The 18,957-nt window shown below is 67.7% G+C and carries 18 protein-coding genes; 1 reads left to right on the top strand and 17 read right to left on the bottom strand.

What is annotated here, in order from left to right:
* Positions 1-87: 87 nt before the first annotated feature.
* The 16 genes from ITJ49_RS08930 to argS all read right to left on the bottom strand — a co-directional run bounded on the left by ITJ49_RS08930 (position 88) and on the right by argS (position 17,334).
* Positions 88-882, bottom strand: coding sequence for a F0F1 ATP synthase subunit delta (locus tag ITJ49_RS08930; protein WP_194604217.1), 795 nt, complete (start codon positions 880-882; stop codon positions 88-90).
* Between the two features lie 2 nt (positions 883-884).
* On the bottom strand, positions 885-1,439 hold the full coding sequence (locus ITJ49_RS08925; protein ID WP_055958545.1) for a F0F1 ATP synthase subunit B: 555 nt from the start codon (positions 1,437-1,439) through the stop codon (positions 885-887).
* Between the two features lie 9 nt (positions 1,440-1,448).
* Positions 1,449-1,685 (bottom strand): ATP synthase F0 subunit C, encoded by a 237-nt coding sequence (atpE, locus tag ITJ49_RS08920; protein WP_055958547.1) that lies wholly within the window; start codon positions 1,683-1,685, stop codon positions 1,449-1,451.
* Between the two features lie 48 nt (positions 1,686-1,733).
* Positions 1,734-2,534 (bottom strand): F0F1 ATP synthase subunit A, encoded by an 801-nt coding sequence (gene atpB / locus ITJ49_RS08915; protein WP_370544456.1) that lies wholly within the window; start codon positions 2,532-2,534, stop codon positions 1,734-1,736.
* A 252-nt stretch (positions 2,535-2,786) separates the two neighbouring features.
* A complete protein-coding gene (locus tag ITJ49_RS08910; RefSeq protein WP_194604214.1) occupies positions 2,787-3,245 on the bottom strand; it encodes a hypothetical protein in 459 nt (152 codons plus the stop codon).
* A complete protein-coding gene (locus tag ITJ49_RS08905; protein ID WP_228514288.1) occupies positions 3,242-4,690 on the bottom strand; it encodes an MraY family glycosyltransferase in 1,449 nt (482 codons plus the stop codon). The genes ITJ49_RS08910 and ITJ49_RS08905 overlap by 4 nt, the downstream gene beginning before the upstream one ends.
* 10 nt (positions 4,691-4,700) lie before the next feature.
* Positions 4,701-5,378, bottom strand: coding sequence for an L-threonylcarbamoyladenylate synthase (locus ITJ49_RS08900; protein ID WP_194604211.1), 678 nt, complete (start codon positions 5,376-5,378; stop codon positions 4,701-4,703).
* Positions 5,379-5,442: 64 nt separating this feature from the next.
* Positions 5,443-6,300 (bottom strand): peptide chain release factor N(5)-glutamine methyltransferase, encoded by an 858-nt coding sequence (gene prmC / locus ITJ49_RS08895; protein ID WP_194604209.1) that lies wholly within the window; start codon positions 6,298-6,300, stop codon positions 5,443-5,445.
* Entirely contained in the window at positions 6,297-7,379 is a 1,083-nt protein-coding gene (gene prfA / locus ITJ49_RS08890) for a peptide chain release factor 1 (protein WP_194604206.1), read from the bottom strand. The genes prmC and prfA overlap by 4 nt, the downstream gene beginning before the upstream one ends.
* A gap of 2 nt (positions 7,380-7,381) precedes the next feature.
* Positions 7,382-9,805 (bottom strand): transcription termination factor Rho, encoded by a 2,424-nt coding sequence (gene rho / locus ITJ49_RS08885; protein WP_194604204.1) that lies wholly within the window; start codon positions 9,803-9,805, stop codon positions 7,382-7,384.
* Positions 9,806-10,033: 228 nt separating this feature from the next.
* Positions 10,034-10,987 (bottom strand): homoserine kinase, encoded by a 954-nt coding sequence (gene thrB / locus ITJ49_RS08880; RefSeq protein ID WP_194604202.1) that lies wholly within the window; start codon positions 10,985-10,987, stop codon positions 10,034-10,036.
* On the bottom strand, positions 10,984-12,066 hold the full coding sequence (gene thrC / locus ITJ49_RS08875) for a threonine synthase (protein WP_194604200.1): 1,083 nt from the start codon (positions 12,064-12,066) through the stop codon (positions 10,984-10,986). The genes thrB and thrC overlap by 4 nt, the downstream gene beginning before the upstream one ends.
* The gene (locus ITJ49_RS08870) at positions 12,066-13,385 is read right to left on the bottom strand and encodes a homoserine dehydrogenase (protein ID WP_194604198.1); all 1,320 of its coding nucleotides are present in this window, start codon (positions 13,383-13,385) and stop codon (positions 12,066-12,068) included. Before ITJ49_RS08870 ends, thrC begins: the two co-directional genes overlap by 1 nt.
* Complete coding sequence (gene lysA, locus ITJ49_RS08865) at positions 13,382-14,848, bottom strand: diaminopimelate decarboxylase (RefSeq protein ID WP_194604196.1); 1,467 nt, start codon at positions 14,846-14,848, stop codon at positions 13,382-13,384. The genes ITJ49_RS08870 and lysA overlap by 4 nt, the downstream gene beginning before the upstream one ends.
* Positions 14,845-15,639: a DUF2993 domain-containing protein gene (locus ITJ49_RS08860; RefSeq protein WP_194604194.1), complete on the bottom strand. Its 795-nt coding sequence runs from the start codon at positions 15,637-15,639 to the stop codon at positions 14,845-14,847. Before ITJ49_RS08860 ends, lysA begins: the two co-directional genes overlap by 4 nt.
* A gap of 3 nt (positions 15,640-15,642) precedes the next feature.
* Entirely contained in the window at positions 15,643-17,334 is a 1,692-nt protein-coding gene (argS, locus tag ITJ49_RS08855; protein WP_194604192.1) for an arginine--tRNA ligase, read from the bottom strand.
* Positions 17,335-17,430: 96 nt separating this feature from the next.
* Here argS and ITJ49_RS08850 point away from each other — a divergent pair, with 96 nt between their 5' ends.
* The gene (locus ITJ49_RS08850) at positions 17,431-18,009 is read left to right on the top strand and encodes a hypothetical protein (RefSeq protein ID WP_194604190.1); all 579 of its coding nucleotides are present in this window, start codon (positions 17,431-17,433) and stop codon (positions 18,007-18,009) included.
* A gap of 90 nt (positions 18,010-18,099) precedes the next feature.
* Here ITJ49_RS08850 and ITJ49_RS08845 read toward each other — a convergent pair whose 3' ends face one another.
* Positions 18,100-18,834 (bottom strand): gamma-glutamyl-gamma-aminobutyrate hydrolase family protein, encoded by a 735-nt coding sequence (locus ITJ49_RS08845; protein ID WP_194604188.1) that lies wholly within the window; start codon positions 18,832-18,834, stop codon positions 18,100-18,102.
* Between the last annotated feature and the right edge of the window lie 123 nt (positions 18,835-18,957).

Below are 18,957 nucleotides of genomic sequence, written 5' to 3'. Positions count from 1 at the left end.
ATGTCTTGTCACAGTAACCGAGGCACTCGCCTCGAGTCGGTGGGTGAGCCCGCTGGTGTGTGCGGCGAGCCGTTGCGTCGGTGGTGCCTAGCCGGCCAGCTGCAGTCGGAGATCGCTGAGACGCGTCGAGACGGTCCCGTCGATGACCTCGTCGCCGACCTGCACCCGAAGACCGCCCAGAATGGACGGGTCGATGACCAGATTGACTCGAAGGCTACGACCGAACTGCCGGGCGAGACCGGCTTCGAGTCGGGCCACTTGCTCCTGAGCGATGGGTGCTGCGCTCGTGACGACTGCCACCAGTTCATCGGACTGGTCGGCCACGATGGCGCTTGCGTTGCGGATGAGCTCGCCGATCCGGCGGCCACGAGGCTGCTGGACGAGCTGCGAGACGATCGAGATCGTCTGCTGCGAGGCCTTGCCGGCGAGGAGCCGCTCGACGAGACCCGACTTCGCGGGCCCGTCGCTCAACTTGGTGCCGACAGCCAGTTCGAGCCCGGCGTCAGAGGCGACAACCTCGCCGAAGGCGAACAACTCACCCTCGATCGAAAGACCGACAGGAGCGCTCTTCGCGATCGTCCGGATGCCGATCTCTTCGATGCCGGCGAGCAGGTCGCCATGAGACGACCAGCGGCTGCCGACGATCGAGGTGAGAAGCGCGCGAGCCGACTGCGTGAACTCGCCGAACACTCGATCGAGGAACGCCTTCTTGCCGACCACGTCTTCAGCCGGATCGGCCAGGTAGGCGAGAAGCTTCGAGGAGCCGCCGATGATGCGACCCGCGTTGAGCAACTGCTCACCCGTGGTGAGGTCTGCCGCGTCGCCGAGGTCGGCGAGCACGCCTCGCGCGGACGCGAGTGCCTCTCTCGACATCGAACCCACGGTTACTTGCCTGCCTTCGACTGTTCGTCGGCCTCGAGATCGGCCAGGAAGCGGTCGACGATGGCCGAGGCCTTGGCGTCGTCGCTGAGGCTCTCGCCGATGACACCGGAGGCCAGGTCGATCGCGAGCGATCCGACCTCGCTCCGCAGCGAGACCAGAGCACTCTGACGCTCTGCCTCGATCTGAGCGGTCGCATTCGCCGTGATGCGGTCGGCATCGGTCTGCGCCTGAGCCTTCACATCGTTGGCGATGCGGGTCGCGTCGGTGCGCGCCTGCTCGCGGATCTTGGCAGCCTCGGAGCGGGCGTCGGCCAGCTGCTTGTTGTACTCCTCGAGGGCGGCAGCCGCTTCAGCCTGAGCGTTCTCGGCCTTCTTGATGCCGCCTTCGATGACCTCGGCACGCTCGTCGAGCGTCGCCTTCATGCGAGGAAGCACGAGGCGCCAGAAGATCAGGAGGATCGCGATGAAGCACACAGCACCCCAAACGAGGTCGGGTGTCGCGGGCAGCAACGGGTTGTGTTCCTCACCCGCCGCAACGATCATTTGTGCGCTGTTCATGCGTCTTCCTTAGTTGGTGAAGATGAAGTACGTAGCGATGCCGATGAACGCCAGCGCCTCGGTGAAGGCGATACCGATGTACATGAGCACCGTGAGGCGACCCTGCAGCTCGGGCTGGCGGGCGACCGACTCGATGGTCTTGCCGACGACGATACCGACGCCGATGGCGGGGCCGATTGCCGCGAGGCCATAACCGACCGTCGCGATGTTTCCGCTGATCTCAGCAAGAACGGTTGTTGCGTCCACGTGTGTTTCCTTCCGTGATGGCGGCTTGGGCGGATGCCCGGGCCGTTATTAGTGTTCGTCGTTCAGAGCGAGCTGAACGTAAACAGCGGTGAGCAGCGAGAAGACGTAGGCCTGAAGAACGGCCACGAGGATCTCGAACAGGGTGAAGACGAAGCCGAAGGCGATCGTGCCGATTCCGAAGAGGGCGAAGAGGTTGCCCGACTCGAAGAAGAAGAACGACGTCGCCGTGAAGAAGAGGACCAGAAGAAGGTGCCCGACGACCATGTTCATCAGCAGCCGGAGAGTCAGCGTGATCGGCCGGAGCACGAACGTCGAGACGAGCTCGATCGGGAACACGATGATGTAGAGCGGCCACGGCACACCGGGCGGGAACAGCGCATTGCGCAGGAACGTACCCGGATGCTTCTTGAGGCCCGCATAGATGAAGGCGACATACGCGACGACCGCGAGGATCAGCGGAATGCCGATGACGGACGTTCCGGCGATGTTGAACCCGGGAATGATGCCCGTGAGGTTCATGAACAGCACCATGAAGAAAATCGTCGTCAGCAACGGCAGGAAGCGACGGCCGTCTTTCTTGCCGAGCAGATCTTCGGCGACGTTGACTCGGACGAGGTCGAGACCCATCTCGACGACGCTCTGGAAGCGACCGGGCACGAGTTTCATGCGCCGGGTGCCGATCCAGAAGATCAGGAAGAGGACGATGACCACGAAGAATCGTGCCAGCGTGATGCGGGTGATCTCGAAAGGAGTGCCCTCGAAGAGAAGGACCGACGGGAAGAATTCGTCGATCGATGGGCCCTGGAAACCTCCGCTGCTATCACTCGCTGCGGCGAGAGGATGCAACAGGGTGATGGCGTTAGCTAACAGCGCTATCTCCTGATTCGGGACGCGGACACTCGGCGCCGAACGAAACCACGGCGCGACCGACGAGCCAATTAAGACAACGCCTGTCGTGCAACAGCCCCGCCCGCCACCGCGAGACGCGGCGATGATCTGTGGGGAAGCGACCCTTCGGCACTAAACAGGCCGGGGACACGAACAAGTTCAGCCTATCAACAGATTGGCCGCCGGACGAACCATTCCGGGCCGTCACGCCGCTTATTTGTCGGAATTTGCGTCTCGTGCACCGGGAAGCTGGATGTCACTCACGTACGGCAGCCTCGATCGCATCACGACGACGACATCGACGACGAGCGAGCCCACGACGCCTGCGACCAGGGCGAAGAACAGCACGTAGCGGTTGACCCACTCGACATCTTTCAACAGCACGACCAGAACGATGAAGATGATGAACTTGAGCAGCCATCCGCCGAGCACAATGCCGAAGAACGCTCCACTGATCATGTTGCCGCCCGACGCCTTGAATGCGAGCAAAATGCTTGCGGCCGTCATTCCGGTGAAGAGCAACGCCAGGCCGGTGCCGACCAGGGCGCCGGCCACACCGGTCGGACCCACGGTGAGGCCGCCGACGAGGCAGCCGATAACGGCGATGGCCAGAGCCAGCAACGCACCGTAGCGAAGGATCCTGGTGTAGATCCGGTTGTTCTCGGGGTTCATGCGTGCCGTTCTGTCTCGGTGGGGCGGGCTGGTTCTGCGGGCCGCGAGGCGGTGGATCCTGTGGGAGTCGAGGGCGAAGGCCCGGTCGCGCTCGAGTCGCGGGGCGCGTTCGCAGAGGGCTCTACGGCGCTCAGACCGAGGGCTGATCCCGGTTTGGGCGTCCGGTGCGACGACACGGTGCCGCGCAAGCCCTCGACTGCGGAGCGCTCTTCGGCGGCCGTCGGCTTCGGCGCGCCGACCACGGAGCGACCGGCCTGATCGAGGGCGTCGAAGCGCTCGACCCCGGCGTCGGCTGCGCTGGCGGAGGGGGCGCTCTGGACGGCGATCTCGACCCGCTTGCGGCGGCTGAGCGGCGACAGGGTGAGGGCCGCGCACACGACGAGCCCCACCACCAGGAAGATGATCACCCAGTTCGTCGGGATCGGGAAGTAGAACAGCAGGCAGCCGATCGAGACGACGGCCGTCCAGCCGTAGAGGATCAGCACGGCGTGGAAGTGCGAGTGCCCCATGTCGAGCAGGCGGTGGTGGAGGTGCTTGCGGTCGGCGCTGAACGGCGATTTGCCGGCACTGACCCGCCGAAGCACGGCGAGACCGAAGTCAAGCAGCGGCACGATGAGGATCGCGAACGGCAGGACGATGGGGATGAACGCCGGGAGGAGCGTGCTGCGGTCGGTCGTCGTCGGGTCGATGTTGCCCGTGACCGAGATCGCGCTGACGGCCATCAGAAGGCCGGTCAGGAGCGCGCCGGCATCGCCCATGAACATGCGTGCCGGGTGCCAGTTCAGCGGGAGGAAGCCCACGGCGGCCCCGATCAGCACCGCCGACACGAGAGCTGCCAGGTTGAAGTACTCCACGCCCTCGGTGCCGCTGGCGAGTACGAAGCTGTAGATGAAGAAGACGCCGTTGGCGATGATCGTGACACCCGCCACGAGGCCGTCGAGACCGTCGATAAAGTTGACGGCGTTCATCACCAGGACGACGGCCAGGACGGTCAGGATCAGCGACATGTAGCTCGACCCGACCGTGCGACCACCGATCGGCAGGGAGACGAGAGCCACGCCCTGCCAGGCCAGCACACCCGCCGCGATGATCTGGGCCGCGAGCTTGGTCATCCAGTCGAGGTCGTAGAGGTCGTCGATCACGCCGACTACAACGATGATGAACGCGGCAGCCAAGATGGCGAGGATGTGGCCGGGCTCCGAGAAGACGAGACGGAAGTAGTCGACTCCCGATATCAACGGGAAGATCAACCACGCCGACAGCAGGGCCACGACGACGCCGATGAACATCGCCACTCCCCCGAGCCGCGGCGTGGGGTTCGTGTGCACGTCGCGGTCGCGGATCTTGGGGGCCAGCTTGTACTTCGTGCCGAGGCGCCAGGCGAGCACCGAGAAGGCGAAGCTGACGACGGCCGAGACGGCCGCGGCCAGCAGGTAATACCTCATCGCGCGAGCCTCAGACGACCACGTCGTCGCCCACGACGCGACGGATCTCGTCGTCGGAGATGACCCCGTGACGGACGATGCGGAGCACCCCGTCGGCCGCGGCCGTCGCATCGACGATGGTCGACCCACTGTTCGCCCCGGGACGGGGCTCGTACGCCGTGCCCGCCGGGCCGCCGTCGAGATAGACCTCGACGCTGTCGCCGAGCATCTCGAGGGCATCCATCGCGCTCATGGCGGCGGGTTTGCCGGTCAGGTTCGCACTCGACACGGCCAGCGGGCCGGTCTCTTCGAGCAGTTCGAGCAGAAGCTTGTTGTCGGGCTGACGGAGGGCGACAGTGCCCCGTGTCTCGCCGAGATCCCACGCCAGCGATGGTTGAGCGCGCAGAATCACGGTCAGCCCACCGGGCCAGAACTCGTCGAGGAGCGGTCTGATCAGGTCGGGGACGCTCTCGGCGAGGGCGGCGAGGGTCTCTTGCGACTTCACGAGCACGGGTGGCGGCGACTGGCGCGTGCGTCCCTTCGCATCGAGCAGGCGCTGAACGGCCTCGGGGTCGAACGCGTCGCAGGCGATGCCGTACACGGTGTCGGTCGGCACGACGACGAGCTCACCGCGCCCGAGTGCGGCGCGCGCCAAGCGCATACCGGTGAGGAGTTCTGCGTCGCTCGCGCAGTCGTAGAGGGAGGCCATGACTCACCGATTGTAGTGCGACGCCCTGAGGGGTCTCGACGCCGCGCCCGCAGGATCCGACGGCTCAGCGAGTCGCGGTCGTCGCCCGGTCGCGACGCGTCAGGTCTTCATGCGTCGCGGGCCCGCGCCAGCCGTCGTGCGCGAGCAGCTCCCGGATCGCCGCCCCCTGCTCTTCGCCGTGCTCGATCACGAGCGTTCCGCCCGGTACGAGAAGTGCGAGTGCCCTCTGTGAGAGCGCCCGCACGAGGTCGAGGCCGTCTTCCCCTCCGTAGAGCGCGAGGGCCGGATCGAACAGGCGCACCTCGGGGTCGCGCGGGATCATCCCGGTCGGGATGTAGGGAGGGTTCGACACGACAACCGAGACGGTGCCGTCGAGCTCGGGGAGTGCATCGGTCATGTCGCCGATCACGAGAGTGACGTGTGCTCCGGTCAATTCGATGTTGCGGCGCGTCCAGAGGGCGGCTTCGGGCGACAGCTCGACGGCGTACACCCGCGACCCCTGCACCTCGGTGGCCAGGGCCAAAGCGAGAGCGCCGCTTCCGGTGCCGAGGTCAACTGCGATCGGCGACTCGTCGGCTCGGGCGTCGAGCGCGTCGATGGCTATCTGCGCCACGCCCTCGGTCTCGGGACGCGGGACGAACACCCCGGGGCCCACGTGCAACTCGAGTGAGCGGAACGGTGCGAGTCCGGTCAGGTGCTGGAGCGGCTCACGCTCGGCTCGGCGCGCGACGAGCTCGTCGAAGCGAACGCCGAGAGATTCGTCAAGGACTCCCCCGGTGATCGCCTTCACCGCGACCTCGCCGCGGCCGATGTCGAGCACGTGCGCAAGCAACAACTCGATATCGACGGCCGGGTCGGGTACGCCGCCGGCCACGAGGATCCTGCGCCCCTCGTCGAGAGCGTCAGCGATCGACCGCGTCACTCGCCCGTGTCACCGATGTCGGCGAGCCGCGCCTCTTCGTCGGCCTGGATGCACGACTCGATTACCGGCTCGAGGGCTCCGTCCATCACCGCGTCGAGGTTGTACGACTTGTACCCGGTGCGGTGGTCGGCGATGCGGTTCTCGGGGAAGTTGTACGTGCGGATCCGCTCGGAGCGGTCCATGCCGCGGATCTGGCTCTTGCGGGCGTCGGAGGCAACAGCAGCCTGCTCTTCGGCCTGACGAGCCAGGATGCGCGCACGAAGCACCCGCATTCCGGCCTCGCGGTTCTGCAACTGCGACTTTTCGTTCTGCATGGCCACGACGATGCCGGTCGGGAGGTGGGTGATGCGCACGGCGGAGTCAGTCGTGTTGACCGACTGGCCGCCCGGCCCTGACGAGCGGTACACGTCGATCTTGAGGTCGTTCTGATTGATCTCGACCTCTTCGGGCTCGTCGACCTCGGGGAACACCAGCACGCCGGTGGTCGAGGTGTGGATGCGCCCCTGCGACTCGGTGGCGGGCACCCGCTGAACCCGGTGCACGCCGCCCTCGTACTTCAGGTGTGCCCAGACGCCCTGTGCCGGGTCGGAGGAATTCGACTTGATCGCCACCTGGACGTTCTTGTAGCCGCCCAGGTCGGATTCGTCGCGGTCTAGCAGCTCGGTCTTCCAGCCCTTCGACTCGGCGTAGTGCGAGTACATGCGCAGGAGGTCGGCCGCGAAAAGCGCGCTCTCGGCTCCGCCCTCGCCGCCCTTGATCTCCATGATCACGTCGCGCCCGTCGTCGGGGTCGCGCGGGATCAGCAGACGGCGCAGCTTCTCTTGGGCGAGGTCGAGCGTCTCTTCGAGTGCGGGTACCTCGTCGGCGAACGCCGCGTCTTCACCCGCGAGTTCGCGCGCGGCCTCGAGGTCGTCTTCTCCCTGCTTCCACGCCGAGTAGGCAGCCACGATGCGGCTGAGCTCGGCGTAGCGGCGGTTGATCTTCTTCGCTCGGGCCGCATCCGCGTGGACTGCAGGGTCGGAGAGCTGAACCTGCAGTTCGTCGTGCTCAGCCAGCAGCACGCTTACCGACTCGAACATGATCAGTCTTCTTTGTGGCCGGTGGCCGGCACGGACTTCTGCACCTGCACCAGGAACTCGACGTTCGACTGCGTCTCTTTGAGGTTGCGCAGCACGATCTCGAGAGCCTGCTGCTGGTCGAGGCCCGCGAGGGCCCGACGCAGACGCCAGGTGATCTTGACCTCGTCGGGGCTGAGGAGCATCTCTTCGCGACGGGTGCCCGACGCGTTGACGTCGACCGCCGGGAAGATGCGCTTGTCGGCCAGGTGGCGCGACAGGCGGAGCTCCATGTTGCCGGTGCCCTTGAACTCCTCGAAGATCACTTCGTCCATCTTGGAGCCGGTCTCGACCAGGGCAGTGGCGAGGATCGTGAGCGATCCGCCGTTCTCGATATTGCGAGCGGCACCGAAGAAGCGCTTCGGCGGGTAGAGCGCCGACGAGTCGACACCACCGGAGAGGATCCGGCCCGACGCCGGGGTGGCCAGGTTGTAGGCGCGCCCGAGTCGTGTGATGGAGTCGAGCAGCACGACGACGTCGTGGCCCAGCTCGACCAGGCGCTTCGCGCGCTCGATGGCGAGCTCGGCGACCGTGGTGTGGTCTTCGGCGGGGCGGTCGAAGGTCGAGGCGATGACCTCGCCCTTCACCGTGCGCTGCATGTCAGTGACTTCTTCGGGGCGCTCGTCGACCAGCACGACCATGAGGTGGACCTCGGGGTTGTTCTGGGCAATGGCGTTGGCGATCGACTGCAGCACCATCGTCTTGCCGGCCTTCGGCGGCGACACGATCAGTCCGCGCTGGCCCTTGCCGATCGGCGACACGAGGTCGATGATGCGGGTCGAGAGCTTCGACGACTCGGTCTCGAGACGCAGGCGCTCCTGCGGGTACAACGGCGTGAGCTTGCTGAACTCGACACGCTTGGCCGCCTCGTCGATCGTCTGACCGTTGATCGAGTCGATCTTGACGATCGCGTTGTACTTCTGGCGACCCTGCTGGTTGTCGCCCTCACGCGGCTGACGGATGGCACCGACCACGGCGTCGCCCTTGCGCAGGTGGTACTTCTTGACCTGGCCGAGCGAGACGTAGACGTCGCTCGCACCGGGCAGGTAGCCGGTGGTGCGGACGAACGCGTAGTTGTCGAGGACGTCGAGGATCCCGGCAACCGGAATCAGCACGTCGTCTTCGGTGATCTCGGGCTCAAACTCGTCGTTCTGGTTGCCGCGCCCGCGCTTGCGGTCGCGCTGGCGGTTGCGCCCACGCCCGTTCTCGCTGTCGTCGCGCTGCTGCTGGGCCTGGCTGCCCTGCTGGCCACCGCCCTGCTTCTGACGGTCGTCGTCGAAGTCGCTCTGGCGGTCGGCCTCGTTGCGACGGTCGTTGCCGCCGGAGGGCTGGTTATTCGACTGCTGGGCGTTCGCCTGCTGGTTCTCGCGCTGCTGGGCGCTGCCGTTCTCAACGACGGTCGCCTGGCCGTCGCGCTGCTGGCCGTTGCCGTTTTGACCGTTGCCGTTTTGGCCGTTGCCGTTCTGCTCGCGGTTCTGGCGGTCGCCGCGGTTGCGGTTGCGACCACGACGGCCGCCGCCCTGCTGCTGCGACTGGTCGTTCTGGCCCTGCTCGTCTTTGCCGGAGTCGCCCTGCTCGGTCGGCTCGGCCGCGGAGGTGGGAGCCGCAGCGGCCTCGTCGGCGGCCGGTGCGGCGGCGTCGCGCTCGGCGCGCAGGCGGGCCTGCTCGGCACGGGTGCGGTCGGCACGCGACTGGCGCGGCGGGAGGTCGATGGTGAGCTCGGAGCGACCCGACTTCTCACCCTGCTTGTCAGCCTGCTTCTCGGCCGGCGCCTCGGTCGTGGTCTCGGGGGTGACGTCGGCGGGTGCGCCGCCCTTGTCACTCGCGCGACGGGATCCTCGGCGACGGCGGCTGCCACCCTCCCGAGGCTCCGACTGCTCCGTCGGGGTCTCGGTGGGTGCGGCAGCCTCGGTCGACGCTGCCTCAGTCGACGATGTCTCGGTCGATGCGACCTCGACCGGCGCGGCGGCGGCGGTCTCGGTCTTCGGCGTCTCGGTGGGGATCTCGAGGACGCCGGAGGCACCCTGGTTGGCGTGGGCGTCGGCGGCCTTCGGGGCGGCGGCTGCGGCGGAAGCGCGGCGCGGTGCGCGCTTGGCGCGGACCGGAGCTGCAGGCTCGGGCTCGAGGGCGAGTTCGGGCTGCACGGCCTCGGCGGTAGGCGCGTCGACGACAGCGGACTGGGCGTCGTCGGCGACGGGAGCCTCGGCAACCGGCGCGGCGGCAGCGGTCTCGGCCGGCGCTGCCGCCTGCGCGGAAGCAATAGCGGCGACGAGGTCGCCCTTGCGGAGCTTCGAGATGCCGGAGATTCCGAGCGAGGAGGCGAGAGCCTGGAGCGCCGGAAGACGCAGAGCCGAGAGGTCTGCGGAGGGATCGGAGGTGATGTCGGTCACGGGGATGGTTTCCTTTCGCTCCCCCGCACAGATAGGCGGGGGTGAGCTGGCCGTGCCTTGGGCAACGGCCTGCGCAGAGGACTCTCTCCGGACGTGTACGGATGCACAGCACGGAGGCGAGATGCGCGGGGTAAGAGCACTGATTGCAGAAGCACTGATGGGAACTACGTGCAACCCGGGAATCCGCTCCTGCCGTGACGAGGTCACTGCCGAAACAGGCAACCGCCTCTAAAGAAGCGGAGTTTCTACCGGGTGCGGCACCACTGTAGCACCCTTGAGATCGACGGCCAGCATGAGCGCGCGCCATGTCGTGACGGAATGCTCCCCGACGAGATCCGCGGCGAACAGCCTCTGGGCGGGGTCGCTTCCGAGAACGAGGAGCGACGGACCTGCACCCGAGACGACTGCGGCCAGCCCAGCGTCGCGGAGCATGCGGATCAGCGTGTCGGTCTCGGGCATGGCACTCGCGCGGTAGCTCTGGTGCAGACGATCCTCGGTCGCGGCGAGCAGGAGCTCGGGGCTCTGAATGAGCGCGGCGACCAGCAGGGCGGAGCGCGACACGTTGAACGTGGCGTCTTCGTGCGGCACGGAGGCCGGCTGGAGGCTCCGGGCGAGCTTCGTCGACAGGGTTGTCTCAGGCACGAAGACCACCGGTGACACACCCCGGTGCACCAGAAGCCGCTTGTGCGCCGGGCCGTCCTTCGTGGTCCAGGCGATCGTTAGACCACCGAACAGGGCCGGCGCGACGTTGTCGGGATGCCCCTCGAGCTCGGTGGCGAGTCGCAGCAGCGTCGGTGAATCGACCTCGACGACGCCGTCGAGCAGGCCCTTGGCGGCCATGATGCCCGAGACAATCGCGGCTGCGCTGGATCCTAATCCGCGCCCGTGGGGAATGACGTTCGTCGCCGACAGGGTCAGCCCGGGTAGGGGCTGCCCGAGTTGCTCGAAAGCGAACGCGATGGCTCGGACGACCAGATTGGTCTCGTCGGTCGGCACCTCACCGGCGCCGACACCGGTCACGTGGACCGAGACACCAGGATCCGCGCGCGCCGTGACGATCAACTCGTCGTACAGCGACAGCGCGATTCCCAGCGTGTCGAACCCTGGCCCGAGATTGGCGGAGGTGGCGGGCACCTTTACCAGCACGGAACGCCCCGCGAGCGAGGCGTGCTCTGCTGTCACGCCGACGCTCGCACCAGTCCGAGGACTCCGGCGACCTCGTCGGTGTCGACGCCGACCACCGTCGGGGTGACCTCGCCACCCTCGGGGGTCTTGAGGGCCCACTGCGGGTCTTTCAGACCGTGACCGGTGACCGTGAGCACGATCGTGGCGCCCTTCGGCACCTGACCGGCTTCGGCGCGCTCCAGGAGACCGGCGACGCTGATGGCCGACGCGGGCTCGACGAAGATGCCCACCTCGGCGGAGAGGATGCGCTGCGCCTCGAGGATCTTGGCGTCGTCGATGGCACCGAAGTAGCCGTCGGTGAGCTCGCGCGCCTCGAGGGCGAACTGCCACGAGGCCGGGTTGCCGATGCGGATCGCGCTGGCGATCGTCTCGGGGTGCTTGACGACCGAGCCGCCGACGATCGGGGCGCTGCCCGCGGCCTGGAACCCGAACATGCGCGGCAGCTTTGTCGTGCGGCCTACGACGAGGTCTTCACGGTAGCCGCGGGTGTACGCGGTGTAGTTGCCCGCGTTGCCGACCGGCAGGAAATGGAAGTCGGGGGCGTCGCCCAGCACGTCGACGACCTCGAAGGCGGCGGTCTTCTGGCCCTCGATGCGGTCGTTGTTGACTGAGTTGACCAAGTGCACCGGGTAGTTCTTGGCGAGGTCGCGTGCGATGTCGAGACAGTCGTCGAAGTTGCCCTGGATCTGCAGCAGCTGGCCGTTGTGGGCAACAGCCTGACTGAGCTTGCCCATGGCGATCTTGCCCTCGGGCACGAGCACCGCGGCGGTGATGCCGGCGTGAGCGGCGTAGGCGGCGGCCGACGCCGACGTGTTGCCGGTCGACGCGCAGATGACGGCCTTTGCGCCGTGCTCGACGGCTTTCGAGATCGCCATGGTCATGCCGCGGTCTTTGAACGAGCCGGTCGGGTTGATGCCCTCGTACTTCACGTAGACGTTGGCACCGGTGCGCTCGGAGAGAGCTCGCGCCGGGATCAGCGGTGTGCCGCCCTCACCTAGGGTGACGATCGGCGTCGCCTCCGTGACATCGAGACGGTCGGCGTATTCGCGCAGGACACCCTGCCACTGGTGGGCCATCAGGCTCCTTCGATTCTGAGCACGCTCGTGACGGAGTTCACGACTGCGGCGTTGGTGAGAGCGTCGACCGTGGCGGCGAGCGAAGACTCGCGGGCACGGTGCGTTCCGATGATCAGCGTAGCGGTGGCCGGCCCCTCGTCGCCGCGTGTGACGCCCGCGGTCTGCTGCACGGTCTCGACACTGACGCCGTGCTGGGCAAGGATCCCGGCGACCGTCGCGAGCACCCCGGGCTGATCGGCCACGTCGAGCGTGATCTGATAGCTCGTCGAGACACTGCCGAGGGGCAGCACGCGGAGGTCGGCGTGGTTCGACTCAGCGAGACCGGGCCCGCCGATCACGTGGCGCCGTGCCGCCGACACGAGGTCGCCGAGCACTGCGGACGCGGTCTCGACTCCCCCGGCACCGGCGCCGTAGAACATGAGATCGCCGGCGGCCTCGGCCTCGACGAAGACGGCGTTCTTGGCGCCGTGGACGGCAGCCAGAGGGTGACCGAGCGGCACGAGAGCGGGATGGACCCGCGCTGCCACCCCGAGCTTGCCGTCGTCGTCCGAGATCCGCTCGCAGATCGCCAGGAGTTTGACGACGTATCCGGCCTTCCGGGCGGCCTCGACCTGTTCGTGGCTCACCCCCGTGATGCCTTCGCGGTGCACCGCGACGAGCGGAACGCTGGTGTGGAAGGCGAGGCTCGCGAGGATCGCTGCCTTCTGCGCCGCGTCGTAGCCCTCAATGTCGGCGGTCGGGTCGGCCTCGGCGTAACCGAGATCGGTCGCGATAGACAGAGCATCGTCGAGTGACTCGCCGAGGGTGTCCATACGGTCGAGGATGAAGTTCGTCGTGCCGTTCACGATGCCCATCACCCGCACGATGGTGTCGCCCGCGAGGCTCTCGCGCAGGGGACGGATGATCGGGATCGCCCCGGCTACAGCGGCCTCGTAGTAGAGCTGAGCGCCGACCTGCTCGGCCGCCTCGAAGAGCTCTGGGCCGTGGCTCGCGAGCAGCGCCTTATTGCCCGTGATCACATCGGCCCCCGACGAGAGCGCCTGGAGGATCAGCGTCTTGGCGGGCTCGATGCCGCCGATGAGCTCGACGACGATGTCGGCGCCGAGAATGAGCGACTCGGCATCGGTGGTGAACAGCTCTTTCGGCAGGTCGACGTCGCGCTCGGCGTCGAGGTCGCGCACGGCGATGCCGACGAGTTCGAGGCCGGCCCCGGCCCGGCCGGCCAGCTCGTCAGCCTGCTCGAGCAGGAGCCTGGCCACCTGGCTTCCGACGGACCCGGCACCCAGAAGGGCGACGCGGACGTTGCGGTATTCGATCATGCGGTTCTCTCTGCTTCGTGTGGTCGAGCGTCGTGCTGCGGGTCGAACCCCGTGTCACGTGCCAGGAGGTCGTCGATGGTCTCGCCGTGGACGATCACGCGGGCGACACCGTCGCGCACCGCGACGACCGGCGGGCGGCCCACGTGGTTATAGTTGCTGGCGAGACTCCAGCAGTAGGCACCGGTCACGGGAACGGCGACGAGATCGTCGGGTGCCACGTCGCCCGGAAGGTAGTCGGCGAGAACGACGAGGTCGCCCGACTCGCAGTGCTTGCCCGCGAGGCGGACGAGACGAGGATCCGACGCGGAGACCCTCGAGGCGAGCCGGACCGAGTAGTCGGCCGCGTAGAGCGCTGTGCGCGCGTTGTCGCTCATCCCGCCGTCGACGCTCACGTAGCGGCGGACGGCGCTCGAGGGCCCGTCGGCGCTGGTATCTCCGCCGTCGAGCGACACCTCGACGTCTTTGATGGTGCCGACCGTGTAGAGAGTGACGCCGGCGGGCCCGGCGATCACCCGGCCGGGCTCGACCGCGAGTACCGGAATCGGGATGTCGAGTCGGGCGCACTCCGCCGCGACGACGTCGGCGATCCCCGCGGCGAGTTCGGTGATCGGCGCGGCGTCGTCGACCCGGGTGTAGTTGACGCCGAACCCGCCGCCGAGGTTCAACTCGGGCAGGTCGCCGCCCGCCAGGAGGCTCGCATGCACCTCGAGCAGTCGACGCGCAGCCTCGGCGAAGCCGTCGGTGCCGAAGATCTGCGAGCCGATGTGGCTGTGGAGGCCGAGCAGCCGGAGACCCGCATGCGAACGGATGGCTGCGACCGCGGCCGGGGTGTCGGCGAGGGGAATGCCGAACTTCTGGTCTTCTCTCGCGGTGGCGAGATAGTCGTGGGTCGAGGCGTGCACTCCGCTGTTGACTCGGATCCTGACGTTCTGAACCGTGCCGTGGCGCTCTGCCGCCTCGGCGACGCGGTCGATCTCGAGGAGGCTGTCGATCACGACTGCGCCCACGCCGAGCGAAACCGCCCGGTCGATCTCGGCCCGAGACTTGTTGTTGCCGTGGAAGCCCATCCGCTCGGGTGCGACGCCCGCGGCCAAGGCCACGGCGAGCTCGCCCCCGGTGCAGACGTCGACGAAGAGGCCCGCGTCGCTCACCCAGCGCGCGATCTCGACCGACAAGAAGGCCTTGCCCGCGTAGTAGACCTTGGCTCGGGTGCCGATGCGAGCGGCCTCGGCGGCGAAGGCGTCGTGGGCGCCGACGGCACGCGCGCGGAAGTCGGCCTCGTCGACGACGTAGAGGGGGGTGTCGAACCGAGCCGCGAGTTCGGTGGCCGACACGCCGCCGAAAGTCAGCGCGCCGTCATCGTCACGACCCGCCGAGGACGGCCAGATGCTTGCGACGAGGTCATTCGCATCGACGGGAACGTCGAGCCAGGCGGGTGCGAGCGGGTTGGCAGTGGTCGTCATGAGCAGCTCCCTGTTGCGGTGAGGCCGGTCTTCGTCAATGGCAGACCGGCCGAGCGCAAATCGATCGTGACGCCGGAGGGCTTGACCGTCAGCGAGGTCACCCGGGCATTCTTCGGAACGTAGCCAGCCAGGCAGACGGTCTGCGTCGCTGCTCGAAGGGCCGGCGCGAAGACGGCCGGCAGTGCGGCACCGTTGACCGAGGCGCTCTTCGGCACGACAGACAACTTCGAACCCCCCGCTGCCAGCTTCGGGGTCGCCGTGATCTGGGTCGCGATGGACTGGCCGAGAACCGTCAGCGTCTTGTCGAACGCGAAGTCGCCCGAACCGAGAGAGATCGAACCGCCCAGACCGTTGACAGCCTTGGTCTCGTTGACGGCTTTCTCGGTCACGTGGATCGACGCCTCGACCGGGCCCGTCGTGCCGCCCACCTTGAGGGGGACGTCACTGACATCGGCGGTGAAGGTGAGGGGGATCTTCTGCACCACGAGGTTCGACGACGAGAGAGTCACGTCGTCGAGCGAACCGCTGAGTGCCTGCAGGATCACCGAGAGACCGTGGATCTTGACATCGACCTGACCGGACGACCCGGCCGGCAGAGACGACTCGATCTCTTCTGCCGCACGACCTTCGGCGTAGTTGCGCGCAACGATGTCAGCGACCACAGCGAGGATCGCGCCGATCACCACTAGCGAGATCAGCACGATCATGAAGATCGTGAACCCGCGGCGCTTCTTGACGTTGTGGTTCGGCTCGAGGAAGGCGTCGAGATCGTCGGGTTTCGAGACGCTCATGCCCTACATCCTGTCAGGTGCGGACACGCCGAGGAGGCCGAGGCCGTTGCGAATCACCTGCCCAGCGGCATCGTTCAGCCAGAGGCGTGTGCGGTGGAGGTCGGTGACCTCTTCATCGCCGAGGGGCGTCACGCGGCACGCGTCGTACCAGCGGTGATAGGTGCCAGCGACCTCTTCGATATAGCGGGCGACGCGGTGCGGCTCGCGCAGCTCGGCCGCCTGCTGGACGACTCGCGGCAGTTCGGAGAGGGCTCCGAGCAGCGATGCCTCGGTCGTGTGGGTCAGCAGGGAGGCGTCGAACTCGCTGCGGTCGACGCCGGAGGCACTCGCGTTGCGGGCGACGGCCTGGGTGCGGGCGTGCGCGTACTGCACGTAGAAGACCGGGTTGTCGTTGCTCCGCTTGGTGAGGAGGTCGAGGTCGATGTCGATCATCGAGTCGGCGGAGAACCGCACGAGCGAGTAGCGCCCCGCGTCGACGCCGACCGCATCGACGAGGTCTTCCATGGAGACGACGGTGCCGTTGCGCTTCGACATGCGCACGGGCTCGCCGTCGCGCATGAGGTTGACCAGCTGGCCGATGAGGATCTCGAGGTTGACGCCCGGAGTGTCTCCGAACGCCGCACACATCGCCATCATGCGGCCGATGTAGCCGTGGTGGTCGGCGCCGAGCATGATGATGTTCCGCTCGAATCCGCGCTCGCGCTTGTCGAGGTAGTAGGCGAGGTCGCCCGCGATGTACGCGGCCTCGCCGTCGCTCTTGATGATCACGCGATCGCGGTCGTCGCCGAAGTCGGTCGTGCGCAGCCAGGTCGCGTTGTCGGCCTCGTAGACGTGTCCGAGCTCGCGCAGCCGGGCGATGGCGCGCTCGACGGCCTTTGACTCGTGCAAAGAGTTCTCGTGGAAGTAGACGTCGAAGTCGACGCCGAAGTCGTGCAGCGACTTCTTGATGTCGGCGAACATGAAGTCGACTCCGACCGCGCGGAAGAGCTCCTGCGCCTCGTCGCGCGGCAGGTCTCGGACGTCGCCGTCGAAGGTCTCGATGACGCGCGCCGCGATCTCGGAGATATAGACGCCGCCGTAGCCGTCTTCCGGTGTGGGCTCGCCGAGCGCCGAGGCGATCAGGCTGCGGGCGAAGCGGTCGATCTGCGCGCCGTGGTCGTTGAAGTAGTACTCCCGCGTCACGACACCGCCGACCGCCTGGAAGATGCGGGCGAGGCTATCGCCGACGGCAGCCCAGCGGACACCGCCGATGTGGATGGGGCCGGTCGGGTTCGCCGAGACGAACTCGAGATTGATGGTGACACCCGCGTAGTAGTCGCCGTTGCCGTAGGCCCCGCCGCTCTCGACGATGGCCTTCGCGAGGGCCCCGGCCGCAGCCGCTTCGAGTGTGATGTTGATGAAGCCCGGCCCAGCGATGTCGACGCTCGCGACGCCGTCGGTCTCGGTCAGCTCGCCCGCGATCTCGGTCGCGAGCTCGCGCGGGTTGGACCCGAGGCGCTTGGCGAACTTCATGGCGATGTTCGAGGCCCAGTCGCCGTGGTCGCGGTTGCGGGGGCGCTCGAGCACGGCGTCGGCGAGGGTGATCTCGACCGGTGCCGCTGCGGCTCCGTCGTCGGCGGTCGCGGTTGCTCGGCGTCGCTCGGCGATCCCCTGGACGATGGCGAGCAGAGAGGCGGAGAGTTCGGCGGGAGTCACGGTCGTCAAGCTTACCGGGCCGTCGCCCGCCTCTTCCGGGGCCGCCGACGGCGATCCGAATCTCCCACCAAGGTGAATGCCGCGAAGATGGAGACCATGCTCACGGCCCCGCGTCTCCTCGCTGCCCGCACCCTGCCCGCTGCCCTCGCGGTGCTCCTCCTCGCCGGCTGTACCGGCGCGGCGCCCGCCGCGTCGAGCTCCCCCACCGCGCCCCGCGCCTCGGCGACCCCGACGGGCGGAGCGGGAGCCCTCACGGCCACGCCGCTGACCGTCGACTGCCAGACGATCGCCCCCGACGCCACGGTCAGCGCCGCGTACCCCGGCATGACGCCCGAGGAGAAGCCCACTCCCCCGAAGGCCAGCGACGCCGCGGTCATCGGCGGCTACGACGGCACCGTCTGCGGCTGGACCAGCACGACCGGCAGCTCGATGACCCTTGCCGTCGGCCGATTCGACGACGACAGCCTCACCCGGCTCAAGAACAGCCTGATCACGTCGAGCAACGCCGTGCCCACGTACGACGGCGAAGGCTACTTCGACCTCATCGACGGGGTCGGCACGGCCGAGGCCTTCACCGGGTCGTACTGGATAGTCGCGACGTCTGACGACGCCGTGTTCGGCGAACCCGGCGGGGCCGAGCCGCTGGTCGACGCGGCAATTGCCGGGTTGAAGTAGGTCGGGCCGGATCCTCGGGTCTGGTCTTCGCCGTGGGATGTCTGCTGTGTGGTCTTGGCCGAGTGGTCTCTGCCGTCTCGGGAGACGGTGTCAGGCGGCGACGCGCTCCGGGCGTGCAGTGGGCGCAAGCCCGTCGAGCAGGCGCAGCAGCTGACCGGGCGGGGCCTTGCGGTCTTCGGGGTGCCACTGCACGCCGGTGATCGGTGCGTCGCGGTGCTCCACGGCTTCGATCACGCCGTCGACCGCTCGCCCCACGATGCCGAGGCCGTTCGCCAGCACGTCGATGGCCTGGTGGTGGGCGCTCTGCACGTCGACCGAATCGCCGAGGATCCGGGCCAACCCGCTCGACGACTCGAGCTCGACCCGGTGCGTCGTCATGAGCTCCTCGACCGGGGCTCCTGTGTTCAGGTGCGCCGAGTCGCCGTCGAGGTGCTGGATCAGCGTGCCGCCCAGCGCGACGTTGATCAGCTGGTGCCCGCGGCAGATGCCGAGCAGTGGAGTGCCACGATCGAGGGCGCGGTGCACGAGCGCGATCTGCGCGGCATCCGCCTCTTCGTAGTGGCGACCCTCGCGCCGGTAACCGCTCTCGCCGCCGTACCACTCGGGGGCGAGGTCTTCGCCGCCCATCAGCACGACGGCGTCGGCGCTGTCGGTCAGCTGCAGGAGCGTCGATTCGCCCAGGTCGGCGGCGCCGTAGCGCGTCGCCTCCCAGCCGGTGACCGCGGCGAGACCCTGCACGCGACCGTTCAGCGTGTCGACGTACGCGTGGTATTCCGGCGCGTGCGGCCGGAAGCGCGTGACCTCGATGACGGCGAGCGTGTTCATGGCTCCACTCTGCGACAGGGGCGGCGCTCGTGTCGCGGGTGTGTCGTCCTGTTACGCCTGGGGCGCTGGTGCGTCGCCCGCCAAGTTTGGGCGCCCACCGAATTTGAAGGAGAAAGTGCAGGC

The organism is Frondihabitans sp. VKM Ac-2883, from assembly GCF_015350875.1.
Taxonomy (GTDB): domain Bacteria; phylum Actinomycetota; class Actinomycetes; order Actinomycetales; family Microbacteriaceae; genus Frondihabitans.
The sequence above is the reverse complement of the archived record's forward strand: the minus strand, read 5'-3'. Positions and strand labels throughout refer to the sequence as shown.